Source organism: Bacillus salacetis (assembly GCF_003581585.1).
In the GTDB taxonomy this organism is placed as follows: domain Bacteria; phylum Bacillota; class Bacilli; order Bacillales; family Bacillaceae_B; genus Rossellomorea; species Rossellomorea salacetis.
On the sequence record NZ_QXIR01000003.1, the window covers coordinates 154,797 to 171,059 of the forward strand.

Here is a 16,263-nt window from a genome sequence, read left to right on the forward strand (position 1 = left end):
CGGGAAAGCTTTTTTTGTTACCATCGGCCATCAAGATATGGATTATCGTCTCCGCCTTCTTCAGGTGTAACGACTTCAAAGACTGCTGAGTCGGTGATCGACTTGTCCTCTTCTGCTGTTACTGTGACGGTCGTAAAACCGAGTTCCTCGGTTTTGATATACCATTTTCCATTCTCTTCTACTACACTGATGGCATCTGATGAAGAAATAGTCTCGGCTAATTCTTTATTGGTTGCATTTTCAGGATTGAAAATCAGGAACCGCTCAATCGGAATTTCCGCTTCAGTCAAAGGCAAATTGATTTTGTCCTGTTTGAACCTGATTTCCTCGAGAGCCACATACGGGTCGATGACAGTCACAGGAATGATTTTTTGAATACCGGAACCATCATTCGCTTCTATTATTAATCGGTCTTCTCCAGCCTTGACTCCGATGATCCGGTGTTCCTGTGAATCTCCACCTGAATATTCAGCATTAGTGCCATTGCCGTTCTGCAGATAAATCGTTATGCTCTTATCGGCAGCTTCAGCTGGCAGCACTTCAACCTCAAACGCTATTGATTCCCCTACGTTCACTTCGATTGGATTAGGGGTCACATTTATTTCACTTACCTTTTTGACTATCACTATCTTCTTCTTGACTGGCTGCTGATCCAATGTAAACCCGCCTTCAGTCTTTACCTGGATTTCCACTTCTCCACTCAGGCTTCCTGGTATGGGAACGGAATCCCCTGCGTTGAACTCAACCCATCCCGAATCCGTCTGGCTTGTTTTGATCTTATAGCGGTAAATTACATTTTCCCCGCCCACAAGCCTGCTGATTTTGAACGAAGCAGGTCCTGTTGTTTTTTCATTATTGGCAAGGATTTTTTTTGAATTATTTTCATATACGTCAAAATCAGTTTTTAAGTAGATGTCACGATAAGAGTCGTCTTTAAAATGGACTCTTATCGTATTGCCATCCCTTAACTCCAGCCCTTTCACAGGAAGAGGCTTAGGCGTTTCCTCGGCTAAAACTTCATTCGTGCCATCGTTTTTCTTGATGAGCTTTCCGGTATGGTCCCCAATATAGCTGGTGCTGTCCGTCAGCCCTTTCAACATCACCTGCAGACCTATATATCCGGAATGAGAAGTAAGTGTATGGCTTTGCCGGCTGAAATTTGTATCATTGTAATAAATGGCGGCCTTTGGCATTTTCACTAAAGACATAGCGAATTCTGCTTGAAGGACGGCTTTTACGTTCAACCGGTTTGGAGAGAACTGGCTTCCGGAATAATTAATTGTTTTGCCCAGGGTAATTTCCAAAGCCCTTTGGCCGCCGCTGTCGATCTCCCTGACGGATGCCCCGGTGAGAGATCCGCTAACGGATGTTTGCAGGTTTGGACTTTTCAAACTGATTCCTTCAGGCAATGGCTGAACGATTCGCATACCATTGAGCATACCCGACTTATTGTTTTGCAGAATTCCTGATGGTGTCAAATCATACTCTATAGAGAATTCATTATGCTCATTATTTTGCATTCCCATTTTGACAAGGTTTTCTGTACTATGATATTGATTTCCGTTGATTTTTACCGAACTTTCGAATTTAGGCGCCGCCTCATCCACGATGTTGATGGTGACGTTCCTGTGCGTAACAGCCGGCTGTGTCTTTCCGTCAAAGTCCTTATAAATCAATTTGATATTATCAAATACATATTGGCCTCTTTCCGTAAATTCAAGCGGAAGGCTCATCTGTATATTTCCTGGGGAAGGCTGCTTCCCGATAGGATAGGTGAAATTATATTTCATATGCACTATATTTCGGTTATCGACATAGGCATCGGAATTGGCTGCCAATTTCACTTTACCATTGAACTTGCTTAAATCGATTTGAATCTCGCCATCTATTGAAGGTGAATTGAACTCCTTGGATATATCTGTAAAGACATTCGAAAGGCTGTCCGGGTTAGCCTGAATCGCTCTTCCGCCCGTTTTGTTCGACATCGTCTCCAGAAGCTGATAGTTCACCTCTCCAGGTTGGGCAAATGCGATGCTGTACATCTTCACTTCATTGGCTCCGAGCTTCTCGGAACTGGAGATGGCTTTTTGTAATATTGTCTTTTTGACAGTATTATAATCTTCGTAATAGTTCCCGATCGATGCTCTTCCATTCGTGTAAAGAGTATATTGCTGATTATTGAATCGGAGGGACGTCGGCTCACCATCAGTAAGGAAAATGATGTAACGGGAAGCGTCCCTCATGCCCGAGAACTTGGTCAGTGCATAGTCCAGGGACTGGGTATAGTTGGTTCCCCCCTCACTGAAATCATATTCGCTGCACCAGATAATGAAACATGAGCGGTCTCCATAATCAAGGTTCTCTGCCATGGATTTAATGTTGCTGATCCCCTCGGTCGGCTCCACCCTTTTATTGCCGGTGGACTTATAACTCACATCACTGTCAAATGGGACAAAGTAATATTTATCATTGCTCTGTTTGTTCTGTTCGAAAAATTTCAGGGATTCTTTCAACGCGTTCTCTGCGCTTGTTGCTTTCTTGACACCGCCATATGTATCTTTCATGGAACCTGAGGTGTCATGGACGAATACCACATCGATCGGTTTCCGTTCTTCATTTGTGGCTTGTCCCCTGGGCGTCAGTTCAATGTCCAGCCTGCCCTGGGCATCGCCGTTTTGAGGCTTGACATATTCAGTCGCGCTTGGCTGTACGGAAAAATCGATTGAAGGTTGAACTGCTGCGTCAGCTTGTGAGGCATATGATATGAAGCTGAATATGATGGCAAAAATGATTCCAAAAGAAACCTTCTTTTTCAAAATCCGCCCCTCCTTTTGTCATTTATTGTAAAATAAACACTTATATTCACTACTTAACTACTATTATATCAACCTTATTCTCCATTATATAGACCAAAGTACTCAATCTTATGAATTTTTACAAATAAAGACCCCGTTCATTGATAACGGGGTCAAGATGACTTCACATATTCAGCTACTCTGTTTCTTCCCGCCTGTTTTGCTCCTGTATAGAGGGCCCTGTCGGCATGCCTTATCAGCGCCATGCTGTCATCGGCATCGAGCGGAGCAGCTGCCACACCGATACTTGCTGTAATCTTCAGCGAAATGGTTTTCCTCTCAGCTTCCAGGTTGTCATGCAAAATGAAGGGCCGGTCCGCTATCGTCCTTCGTACAATTTCTGCAATAAGGAAGGCATCTTCTTTTGTTGTATCCGGAAGGAGTATGACAAATTCCTCCCCCCCATAGCGGGCAACGGTCCCTTCATCTCCAATGAGTGTTTCCAGCCTTCTGGCAAGCTCATAGAGAATTTCATTTCCGCTCTGATGCCCGTATGAATCATTGACAGATTTAAAGTGATCGATATCGAGCATGATCAAAGAAAGGCAGGCACGGTCCCCGGTCTGCATGGCAGTGAACTCACTGGAAAGCAGATTTTCAAAGTATCTGTAGTTATAAAGCTTTGTCAGGGCACAATGCTCACTGTTCCGCTTAGTGGTTTCGTAATGGCGGGCATTTGCTATCGCAACCCCGAGATACGAACACAAAATATCTACAATCATGAGCTGATACTTCCTGTACGCCCTCCTTTTCGATGATGCCAGGAGCAGTACACCCCTCACTTTTTGGTTTCTGACAATCGGGACGGACAGGACACTTTCCACATCCTCAGGCATATATCCCTTGACTACCTCAGTCCAATCGGATTTCGTATGAAACAGTGCGGATTTCCCTGTTCCCCATACCAGGCCGCTGATGCCTTCATTTTTCTTCAATGGAGGCAGATTAATAGGCTTATTTATATTATTTTCAACCCGCCTCAAGAGGACAAGTTCATCCCCTTTGACATCCAGTATGTAGGCATACTCCACCGGAAGGGTCTGCAGAATCTTATCAAGGAATAACTGAAGCACCTCGTTTACCTGGAGGCTCTCTGTCAGCTGATGCCCTATTTCTACAGCCTTCTGCAGATATTGGTTGATCTGCTCGGATGAGTTGTAGAGCCTGAGAATCATCGCACCTGAAATAAATGGCAGGCCAATCAGGAACAGCGCGATGGGACCTATCTGATACTGCAGGTAAAATAATCCGAGGCCCATAGGAAACATGATCAGCATAGCGGAGAAATCCCATTTGAGGTCCTCTCCGAACAGTTTGATCTCCCTGTTGAGGAATGCATGAAAACCTACCAGTAACACCTGGTTTATCAGAATGGCAGAAACTTGATAAATGAGTGCCGGAAAGAATACCGACTCTACAGGGGTGTACCCCACGGTGCCCCCAATAGAAAAATAAATCATACCACTGGACAGTGACATCAGGAAAAACATGATGGAGTTCCATGGCAGACGATATAAGTCACTCTTTCCTACCCGAAGGCGGATCATATAAGTGAAAATCGCAATCTGCAGGAGGACGACTTCAAAGAACAGACCGAATTTCAAGAACGCGGCAAGCGACACCCATTGAATGAGTAAGATCGGAAGTCCGCTGATCATAATAGGCATGACGGAAATGATGATTGTGAATACAACGAACGCCAACATACTGAGTATATCAGCGTTAACAGGAGGGAAAAATTGATAGGTAAAATAAATGCCGGCCGGAACAAGCAAAGCCCAAACTGCCCAGATGATCGTTTCCTGCGTCCTCGTAATAGCCATCAATCCTCCACCTCCCTTAAAACTCCTTATAATCTATTAGTCGAATTTAGTTAAAAAGTCACAAGTTTAAGAATATTTTATCAAACTGTGCAGGAAAAGTCATGAAAAATTTACAAATACTATCAGTTGTTTATAACCTTTGGCCTCACTTCGGACAAGAAGTAAAGCGACCCAGTGACAATAAGTATTTCTTCTTCCCCGCCCCCAGCCAGAAATTCTTTAATATATGTTTCCCAGTCCCTTACAATACGGTGATTTTCTTGGTGAAAGTGTTCAGCGAGCTCTTCTGGTGCGGCTGCTCTGGGAAATTCAAATGTCGTAAGAGCAATATCAGATACTTTTTCCTCGAGGTCCCTGGCCATGGAGGTTAAGTCCTTATCTTTCAGTGCTGCAAACAAAATATGGACTTTATTCTTTTGAAAGCGTGTTTCTATCGTGTTGATCAATGTCTGCATCCCTTCAGGATTATGTGCTCCATCCAAATAAACAGCGGGCATATCATTGACTTTATCCATCCTGCCCGGCCAATGAGCAGATGATAATCCTTCTTTAATGGCGCTCTCTTTGATTTCAAAGGAATATCTTTCGTTTAAAAGAACTGCAGCTTGAACAGCCAGTGAAGCATTTTCAGTCTGATGTCTTCCGATCATGCCGATTCGATAACTTCGTTTTCCTTCTCTTCCAAAGAAATCGAATTCCTCCCCGCTTTCAGAAGGTCCTGTGTACCTGACTTCAAAGTCACGATGAAGCATTAATAACTCCGCTTTCATTTCGGATGCTTTAGAGATGATCACTTTTTGGGCATCTGCTTGGGAAGCTGCCGATATCACCGGCTTTCCTTCTTTAATGATCCCTGCTTTTTCAAAGGCGATTTCCCCTATCGTGTCACCAAGGAACTGCGTGTGATCCATACCGATATTGGTGATGATCGACAGCAAGGGGTCAATTACATTAGTGGAGTCGAAACGGCCGCCCAGACCTACTTCGAACAGGACAATCGGCACATTTTTCATGCGGGCAAAGTAATATAAAGCCATGCATGTAATGACTTCAAATTCTGAAGGCCCACCCATTTCAGTTTCCTCCAGTTCCTCTGCCAGCGGGATGATGATGTTGACGAGTTCCATAATTTCCTCATCTGAAATCGGCTTTCCATTTATACTGATTCTCTCATTGAATACTTCAAAATAGGGGGAAGTGAAAGTGCCTGTATCAAAGCCGGCAGATTCCAGTATCTTGCGCAGGAAAGTCAGCGTGGAACCTTTCCCATTGGTTCCGGCAATATGCACAGCCTTCAGTTCTTTTTCAGGATGGTTCAATTTTTCCATCATCCATTCCATCCGGCTCAAACCAGGCTTGATGCCGAGACGTAATCGGGAATGGATCCAGTCAACTGCTTCGTCATATGTATGTATCATTTCGGCCTCCTATCGAAAATCGGGACCGGCCTTATAGACGCTTGCATCCCGCCTAGGACCAGTCCCGTAATTTCAACTAATTATTGACCTTTCAATTCCTTGATCCGCGTTTCAACCGTACTGCGCTTTTCAAGATAGTCCGCTTCTTTCGCACGCTCTTCATCAACAACCTTTTGAGGAGCTTTGCTGACGAACTTCTCATTGTTCAGCTTGCCTTGTACCCTGGACACTTCTTTAGTCCATTTTTCCAGCTCTTTTTCCAGGCGGGCAATTTCTTCATCAATATTGATCAGCCCTTCCAATGGAAGGAATAATTCAACACCCGTTGCGACAGCTGTCATTGCTTTATCAGGTGCCTCAATTTCTGTTGAGATGGTCAACTCTTCGGGATTACAGAAGCGCTCGATATATCCTTTATTTTTCTCGAGTGTGCCTAACGTCTGCTCATCTTTTGCTTTCAGGAGCAGCTTGATTTGTTTGCTCAGCGGTGTATTTACCTCTGCACGGATATTACGTACAGAACGGATGATCTCAACCAGCAGCTTCATTTCTTCCGCAGCCGCTTTATCCGTGAATTCTTCTTTTACCGCAGGCCAGTCAGCAACCGTGATCGATTCGCCTTTATGCGGCAGGTTCTGCCATATTTCCTCGGTAATAAACGGCATGAATGGGTGCAGCAGTCTCATTGTGTTATCAAGAACATAAGCAAGAATGGATCTGGTCGTCTTCTTGGCTGCTTCATCTTCTCCATACAACGGCAGCTTTGCCATTTCGATATACCAGTCACAGAAGTCATCCCAGATGAAATTGTAAAGGATGCGGCCGACTTCACCGAATTCATACCGGTCAGCCAATTTTGTCACTGTCTCAATCGTTTCATTTAATCGAGTCAGGATCCACTTATCGGCTACTGATTTATCCCCTGTCAGGTCGATTTCTTCATATTTAAGACCATCCATGTTCATCAGCGCAAATCGTGAAGCGTTCCAGATCTTGTTCGCAAAGTTCCAAACGGATTCAACTTTTTCTGTTGAGTAACGCAGATCCTGGCCCGGGGAACTTCCTGTAGAAAGCATATACCTTAGCGCATCTGCTCCATATTGATCGATCACTTCCATAGGGTCGACGCCATTTCCAAGGGATTTACTCATCTTGCGGCCGTCCTCTGCCCTTACCAGACCGTGGATCAGAACATCCTTGAACGGGCGTGTTCCAGTAAACTCCAGGCCTTGGAAAATCATGCGGGAAACCCAGAAACCGATGATATCATACCCTGTCACAAGTGCATCCGTCGGGTAGTAGCGTTTGAAATCTTCCGCTTCAGTATCCGGCCAGCCCATTGTAGAGAATGGCCATAATGCTGAACTGAACCACGTATCGAGTACATCATCTTCCTGTTTCCAGTTCTCAATGTCGGAAGGTTCTTCTTTTCCAACATAAATTTCTCCTGTTTCTTTATGGTACCAGGCCGGGATGCGATGCCCCCACCAAAGCTGGCGGGAGATGCACCAATCGCGTGTGTTTTCCATCCAGCGGAGGTAAGATGTTTCAAAACGGTCAGGAACGAACTTCACTTTCTCCTCTTTGCTCTGAAGATCAATCGCTTTATCTGCAAGAGGCTGCATCTTTACGAACCACTGAGTGGACAGGTATGGCTCAACAACCGCACCGCTTCGTTCGGAATGGCCCACAGAGTGCATGTGATCTTCGATTTTGAAAAGAACACCGGATTCCTGCAGGTCTTTTACAATCTGCTTGCGGCAGGCAAATCGATCCATGCCGTCGTATTTACCTGCGTTCCCATTCATTGTTCCGTCTTCATTCATAACCAGGATGCGTTCAAGATTATGGCGGTTCCCGATTTCGAAGTCATTAGGGTCATGGGCCGGTGTGATTTTTACTGCCCCGGAACCAAATTCCATATCTACATAATCATCCCCGACAATCGGGATTTCACGGCCGGTGATTGGAAGCGTAACTTTCTTGCCGATCAGATGTTTATAGCGGTCATCTTCTGGATGGACCGCAACTGCTGTATCTCCCAGCATTGTTTCAGGGCGGGTGGTCGCAATTTCAATATGTCCCGATCCGTCAGTCAATGGATATTTCATGTGGTAGAATGCACCTTGAACATCCTGATGGATAACCTCGATATCAGAAAGGGCCGTCTTTGTTGCAGGATCCCAATTGATGATATATTCACCGCGGTAGATCAAGCCCTTTTCGTATAAATTAACAAAAACCTCTTTAACAGCGTCTGAAAGGCCTTCATCAAGAGTGAAGCGCTCCCTGGTATAATCCAGCCCGAGCCCCAGCTTGGACCATTGCGCCCTGATGTGTTTCGCATATTCCTCTTTCCACTTCCAGGTTTCTTCAAGGAATTTCTCACGGCCAAGGTCGTATCTTGTCTTCCCTTCATTGCGTAGCTTTTCTTCTACTTTCGCCTGGGTGGCGATTCCGGCATGGTCCATCCCCGGCAGCCATAATACATCGTAACCCTGCATCCTTTTCATCCGTGTCAGGATGTCTTGCAGTGTTGTATCCCATGCATGCCCCAGGTGCAGCTTTCCTGTTACGTTCGGCGGCGGGATAACGATTGTATAGGGCTCTTTTTCCTTATTGCTTTCCGCTTCAAAAAACTTGCCGTCCAGCCACCACTGGTAGCGGCCGCTTTCGATACTCTGCGGATCATATTTGGTCGGCATGCTGATTTCATTGTTTTCCATGATCTCATCCTCCTTAGCATTGGTGTTACATTGTGGTTTTTTTCCAGAAAATAAAAAAACTCCACTCGTCTAAAAGGACGAGGGAGCTGATTCGCGGTACCACCTTTTTACACAGGCAAAATTGACGCCTGGCACTTCATTGAGATAACGGCTTTAAACCGGCTTCCGCTACTGGTCCTTCACGGAAACTGCTCTGGGGCGACCTTCCTTTGTCTTAGCCTGGGAAATCTTTCAGCAGGTATGATTTCCCTCTCTTGAGGCGAGTTTCAAAGTACTCTTCCCTTTCTTTGCATTTCGAATGTATTTACTATTATTCAATATAGTATAGGATTTTAATTCTATTCGTCAATCATTATCGCCCATTTTTTTAAAAATAATGCAAAAAACTTTTCGGACAAATGCGGAACAAATAGAATTTCCAAACATAGAATAGAATAAATTGTGTTAGGGGGAGATCAAATGCGAAAAAAATACAATCCCTACCTGCTGCCTCCTTGGCTTCGCAACTGCCGGAATGTATGCAAGCAGTTCAGTATCCCATTTTGTATCTTCCAAGGAATCAGGACCATACTCATCCCTACAACATTTGATGTCTTGCTGCTGGCAATCTTCATCGGCCTTGCTCTTGCCTTTTACTTTGAATGGTTATAAAAAGGAGCTTCTCCCCCTTATGAGGATGAAGCTCCTTCTTGTGCTTTCTGCTGCGCTTCTTTCTTCCGCTGTTCCCACTCTTCCCATTTCATGACGATATATTCGGTATTCTTCAGCAGCCAGTAGTGATGCTGAAGCTTCCTCAGGAACTTGATTTCATTCCGTTTTTCTTTAGGTGTTTCATGATATTTTTTCACGATGGAAATCAAGCCGCTCGGATAAGCCAGATAGCTTAAAAACAATAATTTCTCTTCATTCCTGAATGAGAAGTGGCTGCAATACGTCATGAGCCAGTCAAAGCATTCGTCATATGCTTTCGGATATGTCTTCAGTGTTCTCGACAGGAACGGAAGAATGTCATGTATCGGAGAGGCAATCCTGGTGTTTTCAAAGTTGGCAAAATACCCTGAACCCCGGTCATCATATAAAAAATGCTCAGGAGATATTATTCCGTGTACAACAACACTCCTGACCTTCTCAGAATCCTTCGTTTCCTCATACCAGCTGTCAAATTTTTTCCTCGCGAACCGCAGAGCCTGCGAGGCATCCGCATAGTACATACAATAGGTCAGCTGGAACGGGGACATATACCATTCCTTTTCACACAGTTCTATATATTCCTCAAGGAAATTCTGTTCTTTTTCCCATCTGGAATTCAAGGTTTCATAGTGTTCCTCACGTTCTTCTTTTCCGATTTTCTGATCTTTGGAGGAAAGGGTGTGAAGCCTCGCAAGTTCCCGAAAAAGTGTCTGGTGCCGTTCAAAGTGATTTTCTTTGACTTCGTTTGCAAGCCAAGGCATGACATAATACAAATCATTTTCCTGCCAAACCGCATACCTGCCATCGAGGGTAGGATAAATCGGCACAATCCTGTGATATCCTGACTGAAACAAATGCTGAACATTCCTGACAAAGTCCACCCCCGTGCCGGCAGGTATCTTTTTGACAGCGAGCGTTCCCTTCTCTGTGTAGACTTTCTGGATTTTGCCGAAATCCTCCACGAAGTGCGGCTGTACGCCGTAAGGCTTCAAAACTTCTTTTAAAGCTTGGTCGTTAGCCATTTCCCTCACCTGCTTTATAGTTTAACCGTTAAGGGCATGTGTTAAGTTTCATTCCGTGCTTTACTGGTCGGTTCACATTGATGGTGACTTGGACTTTTTATGGTTTTGTGGGCTTTTTTGTCCTAATGCGCGTTGGATTCGGACTCTTTTTTGTGATTTTTGGCTTTTTTGTCCGAATAACCAGCGGATTCGGACTCTTTTTCCCCATTTCCTGCTTTTCTGTCTGAATCACCACCGGATTCGGACTCTTTTTTCCCAATTCCGGCTTTTCTGTCCGAATACCCAGTGGATTCGGACTCTTTTTTGCCATTTTCAGTTTTTCTGTCCGAATACCCAGTGGATTCGGACTCTTTTTTGTGATTTTCGGCTTTTCTGTCCGAATACCCACCGAATTCGGACTCTTTTTCGTGATTTTCGGCTTTTCTGTCCGAATAACCACCGGATTCGGACTCTTTTTTGCCATTTTCGGCTTTTCTGTCCGAATCACCACCGGATTCGGACTCTTTTTCCCCATTTCCTGCTTTTCTGTCCGAATCACCACCGGATTCGGACTCTTTTTCCCCATTTCCGGCCTTTCTGTCCGAATACCAACCTGATTCGGACTCTTTTTTGCCATTTTCAGTTTTGCTGTCTGAATACCAACCTGATTCGGACTCTTTTTTGCCATTTTCAGTTTTTCTGTCCGAATACCAACCTGCTTCGGACTCTTTTTTGTGATTTTTGGCTTTTTTGTCCGAATAACCAGCGGATTTGGACTCTTTTTCCCCATTTCCGGCTTTTCTGTCCGAATCACCACCGGATTCGGACTCTTTTTTGCCATTTTCGACTTTTCTGTCCGAATACCCACCGAATTCGGACTCTTTTTCGTGATTTTCAGCTTTTCTGTCCGAATACCAACCTGATTCGGACTCTTTTTTGCCATTTTCAGTTTTTCTGTCCGAATAACCACCTGATTCGGACTCTTTTTTGCCATTTTCAGTTTTTCTGTCCGAATACCCAGTGGATTCGGACTCTATTTTTGTGATTTTCGGCTTTTCTGTCCGAATCACCACCGGATTCGGACTCTTTTTCCCCATCTCCGGCTTTTCTGTCCGAATCACCAGCGGATTCGGACTCTTTTCCGGCACTTTCGGTTTTTCTGTCCGAATCACCACCGGATTCGGACTCTTTTTTGCCATTTTCGACTTTTCTGTCCGAATACCCACCGAATTCGGACTCTTTTTCGTGATTTCCGGCTTTTCTGTCCGAATCACCACCGGATTCGGACTCTTTTTCCCCATTTCCGGCTTTTCTGTCCGAATAACCATTCAAATACATCAGAAGCTCTGGCATCTGGACTGCTTTCCAAATAAAAAACAGAAGAGCAAGGATCAGACCCTGCTCACCACTGGTTAATTTTTATAGGCTGGTTCCTCTTGAGGGATATACAGGACCTGGCCCTCAGTAACATCCTGGTGTGCTTCCAGGTGATTCACACGCAGCAACTGAGGAATCGATAAGTCGTATTTATCAGCAATCAGTTCAAGCGTTTCCCCTTGCTGTACGATGCAAACCTTCATTTTCGCAGCTCTTCCATCATCTTTGCGGGCAAAGAAATCTGTTAAAGAGATCATTTCTGTTTTTTTCTTGAATAGTGATTTTTTCTTCTTGCCCTCGACTTCAGGCGAAGAGCTGCTTTCCTCTTCATCGTGAGAGGCTGCCTCGTTTTCAGCCTGCTGGTAAAGCTCAGCCGATTCCTCTTCCTCAAACTCTATGTTCTGTTCCCCTCTTGCATATTCAAATTCTTCCGCTTCAAAAGAAAAAACCGGAGGAGATTCTTGTTTTGCTTCATATGAAATAGGGACGATCACTTCTTCCTCTTGGTCTGGCACTCTTCTGCCCTCAACCGTAAATGGCTCATACGTATCTTCTTCTTCCTCTTCATACTCTTCTTCAAAGTATACTTCTGTCTCGACTTCGGTTTCTTCCTCTTCTCTTTCAGTCTCGTATACTTCTTCCAATTCGTCTAACGATTCTTCCTCTTCCGTTTCTTGAAGGACTTCTGCTGCTGGCGCAGAACGATATGCAGGTTCAATCACTTGTTCCTCTGTCAGTTCATACGGGACATGCGCCTGCTGTTCCCCGTAAATGCCGGAAATCGTCAAATCAGCATTAAGCTTAAGGCATGCGTTTTCCGGGACCACATAATCAAATGAATCGACATACACATCGATTTCATCCATGTTGGCAATGCGGTTCTTTGGAATCGTCACATCAACAGGGAAGCTGTGTGAAAACTCGCATTCTCCTTTTTCTCTGTACTCAACCCGGTGGACATACTTGCCGTTCTGATGAAAGTCATACCAATTTTCCTGGTCTTCTTCAGGAGAACCGCTCGGTAAATAATCACCTGTCAAATCCAGCGTTCCGCGGATGAGTACATATTGTTCCTGCTCTTGGATCGTTATATGGGGATCTAAAGAGATGGAAAGCAATTCTTCTACTTCCTGTCCTTTTTTAAACCAAACAGCTTCTTCCAATGAAAATCGCAAGCACGATTGTTGTTCTTGTGACAAAGAAAACTCCTCCTTTCAATTCCGTAACAAGGTATATCAATGTCATTATCAACTTATGAAGAGGAGCGGAAGAATATGAATTGATTTTAAAAATGATCTTTTCATGAATTTCTTTTCACAAAGTGTGGCTGTTCATAGTAATGGATTTCCGCTCCAGGCGCACGACTCCGCGGGGCGGGCGGTGAACTAAAAAGCGGAAGCGCCTTGATCAGACCCGACAGGCATAAGACGAGCCGGCGGGAAGGTTGCTCTTTAAACCTTCTTGACGGATTGGCTTATGACCCCGAGGGGCTAGGCGCTGGAGCTGGATTGACTAAAAAGCGGAAGCGCCTTGGTCAGACCCGACAGGCATAAGACCAGCCGGCGGGAAGGTTGCTCTTTCACCTTCTTGACGGATTGGCTTATGACCCCGAGGGGCTAGGCGCTGGAGCTGGACTGGCCTTATCCTCAGCTGCGCCTGCGGGGTCTCACCTACCAAATGTGGAAGCGGCGATCAACGACGTACGGATTGGAGGGCTCCTGCATGAGATAAACGAATCACGAAGAGCAGAACGATTCGATGATGACTTATCGCAAGGAAGGAGCCTGAAATCAGCTAGTCGTTGGCCGCTGGAACTAGACAAGTCCCGCTAGTCCCGCATGATATCTCACATCTTCCGCTCCAATCCTCCTACGGAAAGGGGGGAGGCGCAAAAACAGTTATTATAAAAGATTTGCTAATGAGACCATTCCCCTTTACCATCGATTGAATTAAGCTTAGGGAAGTTAATGCTTTGCTATATAAAAATTCAAGAAACAAGCAAAAAAAGACAAAGCCAGCGGTTTGGCTTTGTCTTTACTGTTTTATCCTTTGATTCGCTGGAAGGCTTTTTCAGCTGCCTGGAGGGTTTTCTCAATGTCTTCGTCCGTATGGGCCGTAGACAGGAAAAGCCCCTCAAATTGAGATGGCGGAAGGAATACGCCTTCGTTTGCCATTTCACGATAGTACGCAGAGAACAGCTCCAGGTCCGAACTCTTTGCACCTTCATAGTTCTTCACTTCTTCATTGGTGAAGAAGATACCGATCATGGAACCTGCACGGTTGATTGTATGAGGGATATCATATTTTTCAGCGGCCGAATGAAGGCCTTCTTCCAACCGGTCCGCTTTTCTTTCAAACTCTTTGTAGCTCTCTGGAGTGAGCTGGCTAAGTGTTTCATAACCGGCTGTCATTGCAAGCGGATTCCCGGAAAGGGTCCCTGCCTGATAGATCGGACCGCTCGGCGCAACTCTTTCCATGATTTCCGCTTTACCGCCGTATGCACCAACAGGCAGTCCGCCGCCGATCACTTTTCCAAGGCAAGTCAAGTCAGGTGTAACGCCGAAGTAGCCTTGTGCACAATTATACCCCACTCGGAACCCTGTCATGACTTCATCAAAGATCAATAGGGAACTGTGTTTATCCGTGATTTCCCTCAGTGACTCCAGGAATCCAGGCTGCGGTGGGACGACTCCCATGTTTCCTGCAACCGGTTCAACGATGACACCGGCAATATCATCACCGTATTGTTCAAAAGCATAGTTCAAGCTTTCTATATCATTGTAAGGAACGGTGATCGTATTTTCTGCGACACCTGCAGGTACTCCGGGACTGTCGGGCAATCCAAGAGTTGCTACACCTGAACCTGCTTTGATCAGCAGCGAATCACCATGGCCATGGTAGCAGCCTTCGAATTTAACGATTTTGTTCCGTCCGGTATATCCTCGGGCAAGCCTGAGGGCACTCATTGTTGCCTCTGTACCGGACGACACCATCCGGACAATTTCAATCGAAGGTACACGTTCAATGACAAGCTCTGCAAGTTTGTTCTCAACCAAGGTAGGTGCACCGAAGCTTGTACCGAGCTCGGCAACTTCCTTAATGGATTCAACCACTTTTTCATTGGTGTGTCCAAGGATTAACGGCCCCCAGGATAGTACATAATCGATGTATTCATTTCCGTCGATATCATATATCTTCGAGCCCTTCCCTTTCTCCATGAAGATGGGATCCATATCGACTGATTTAAATGCACGGACAGGACTGTTCACCCCGCCAGGCATTAGCTTTACCGCTTCTTTGAATGCCTGTTTTGACTGGTCGTAATTGCGCATGATTCGTTCCTCCGTTTCTAATAAATTCATTGTAAAAGAAGTGCAAGAGGCTTACTCGCCTTTAATCCAGGCTGCTGCATCCTTTGCTGCATATGTGATGATCAAATCTGCTCCTGCTCTCTTCATGCTTGTCAGCTTTTCCATGACCATCGCTTTTTCATCGACCCAGCCATTTGCTGCGGCCGCTTTTATCATGGAGTACTCCCCGCTGACATTATAGGCAACGACTGGAGCATTGAATTCATTTTTAACATCACGGATGATATCCAGATAAGAAAGTGCAGGTTTAACAATCAGGAAATCCGCTCCCTCTTCCATGTCTGATTGCGCTTCTCGGAGTGCTTCTTTTCGGTTGGCAGGATCCATTTGATACGTTCTGCGATCGCCAAACTGTGGTGAACTGTGGGCAGCATCCCTGAAAGGCCCGTAGAAACTTGAAGAAAATTTGACCGCATAGGACATGATCGGCACATCGATGAATCCAGCTTCATCAAGCCCTTTTCTGATTGCTGCGACAAACCCATCCATCATATTGGATGGTGCAATGATATCCGCTCCTGCTTCTGCCTGGCTTACAGCAGTTTTGGCAAGCAGGTCAAGTGTAGGATCGTTGAGGATTTTTCCGCCTTCCACAATACCGCAGTGTCCATGGTCCGTATATTGGCACAGGCATGTATCAGCAACAACTACCATCTCCGGATAGTATTCTTTTACAAGGCGTGCGGCCTGCTGGACAATTCCATTCGCATCATATGCACTCTTCCCAAGCGCATCCTTTTCCGCCGGTACTCCGAACAGAATGATCGAATAGATGCCAAGTCTGTTCAATTCATCCAATTCTTCCTTTAGGTAATCCAATGAAATTTGGTAGACACCAGGCATGGACGCAACTGGGTTTTTGACGTTATCACCTTCCACTACAAACAGCGGATAAATTAAATCATCGGTCCTCAAAAAGTTTTCACGTACCATCGCTCTTAAGTTTTCAGATTGGCGAAGACGGCGGTGGCGGTTGAATTTCAAGTCTTTCATGATTATTCC

General features: G+C 45.2%; 11 protein-coding genes and 1 other annotated feature. Of the genes, 1 reads left to right on the plus strand and 10 read right to left on the minus strand.

The window, feature by feature from the left end; genetic code table 11:
• Positions 1–17 precede the first annotated feature (17 nt).
• From D3H55_RS03850 to D3H55_RS03865, 4 genes are all read right to left on the minus strand, one after another.
• Entirely contained in the window at positions 18–2,816 is a 2,799-nt protein-coding gene (locus D3H55_RS03850; RefSeq protein WP_119545590.1) for a vWA domain-containing protein, read from the minus strand.
• A gap of 152 nt (positions 2,817–2,968) precedes the next feature.
• Positions 2,969–4,678: a sensor domain-containing diguanylate cyclase gene (locus tag D3H55_RS03855; RefSeq protein ID WP_119545591.1), complete on the minus strand. Its 1,710-nt coding sequence runs from the start codon at positions 4,676–4,678 to the stop codon at positions 2,969–2,971.
• Between the two features lie 122 nt (positions 4,679–4,800).
• Positions 4,801–6,096: a bifunctional folylpolyglutamate synthase/dihydrofolate synthase gene (locus D3H55_RS03860; protein ID WP_119545592.1), complete on the minus strand. Its 1,296-nt coding sequence runs from the start codon at positions 6,094–6,096 to the stop codon at positions 4,801–4,803.
• Between the two features lie 80 nt (positions 6,097–6,176).
• Positions 6,177–8,822, minus strand: a complete 2,646-nt coding sequence (locus D3H55_RS03865) for a valine--tRNA ligase (RefSeq protein ID WP_119545593.1) — start codon at positions 8,820–8,822, stop codon at positions 6,177–6,179.
• A gap of 70 nt (positions 8,823–8,892) precedes the next feature.
• Positions 8,893–9,119, minus strand: a binding site (T-box leader).
• 162 nt (positions 9,120–9,281) lie between these two features.
• On the opposite strand from D3H55_RS03865, the gene D3H55_RS03870 reads away from it, so the two are divergent.
• On the plus strand, positions 9,282–9,473 hold the full coding sequence (locus D3H55_RS03870; RefSeq protein ID WP_119545594.1) for a YszA family small membrane protein: 192 nt from the start codon (positions 9,282–9,284) through the stop codon (positions 9,471–9,473).
• A gap of 17 nt (positions 9,474–9,490) precedes the next feature.
• On the opposite strand, the gene ysxE is transcribed toward D3H55_RS03870, so the two are convergent.
• The 6 genes from ysxE to hemB form a co-directional block, all read right to left on the minus strand.
• Positions 9,491–10,534, minus strand: a complete 1,044-nt coding sequence (gene ysxE / locus D3H55_RS03875) for a spore coat protein YsxE (protein WP_119545595.1) — start codon at positions 10,532–10,534, stop codon at positions 9,491–9,493.
• A gap of 122 nt (positions 10,535–10,656) precedes the next feature.
• A complete protein-coding gene (locus D3H55_RS03880; protein ID WP_168412952.1) occupies positions 10,657–11,583 on the minus strand; it encodes a putative sodium/potassium/calcium exchanger in 927 nt (308 codons plus the stop codon).
• Complete coding sequence (locus tag D3H55_RS24005; protein ID WP_168412953.1) at positions 11,510–11,866, minus strand: hypothetical protein; 357 nt, start codon at positions 11,864–11,866, stop codon at positions 11,510–11,512. Before D3H55_RS24005 ends, D3H55_RS03880 begins: the two co-directional genes overlap by 74 nt.
• A 59-nt stretch (positions 11,867–11,925) precedes the next feature.
• Positions 11,926–13,089, minus strand: coding sequence for a stage VI sporulation protein D (spoVID, locus tag D3H55_RS03885; protein ID WP_119545597.1), 1,164 nt, complete (start codon positions 13,087–13,089; stop codon positions 11,926–11,928).
• An 843-nt stretch (positions 13,090–13,932) separates the two neighbouring features.
• Positions 13,933–15,222 carry a glutamate-1-semialdehyde 2,1-aminomutase gene (gene hemL, locus D3H55_RS03895; RefSeq protein ID WP_119545598.1) on the minus strand — a complete coding sequence of 430 codons (1,290 nt, stop codon included), beginning with the start codon at positions 15,220–15,222 and terminating at the stop codon, positions 13,933–13,935.
• 51 nt (positions 15,223–15,273) lie between these two features.
• Positions 15,274–16,254: a porphobilinogen synthase gene (gene hemB / locus D3H55_RS03900; protein WP_119545599.1), complete on the minus strand. Its 981-nt coding sequence runs from the start codon at positions 16,252–16,254 to the stop codon at positions 15,274–15,276.
• Positions 16,255–16,263 lie beyond the last annotated feature (9 nt).

Coding starts and splice junctions, on each gene's coding strand:
- D3H55_RS03855 (WP_119545591.1), bottom strand. CDS start 4,678: ATGGCTATTACGAGGACGCAGGAAACGATCATCTGGGCAGTTTGGGCT.
- D3H55_RS24005 (WP_168412953.1), bottom strand. CDS start 11,866: ATGCCAGAGCTTCTGATGTATTTGAATGGTTATTCGGACAGAAAAGCC.
- hemL (WP_119545598.1), bottom strand. CDS start 15,222: ATGCGCAATTACGACCAGTCAAAACAGGCATTCAAAGAAGCGGTAAAG.
- hemB (WP_119545599.1), bottom strand. CDS start 16,254: ATGAAAGACTTGAAATTCAACCGCCACCGCCGTCTTCGCCAATCTGAA.
- D3H55_RS03860 (WP_119545592.1), bottom strand. CDS start 6,096: ATGATACATACATATGACGAAGCAGTTGACTGGATCCATTCCCGATTA.
- D3H55_RS03870 (WP_119545594.1), top strand. CDS start 9,282: ATGCGAAAAAAATACAATCCCTACCTGCTGCCTCCTTGGCTTCGCAAC.
- D3H55_RS03865 (WP_119545593.1), bottom strand. CDS start 8,822: ATGGAAAACAATGAAATCAGCATGCCGACCAAATATGATCCGCAGAGT.
- ysxE (WP_119545595.1), bottom strand. CDS start 10,534: ATGGCTAACGACCAAGCTTTAAAAGAAGTTTTGAAGCCTTACGGCGTA.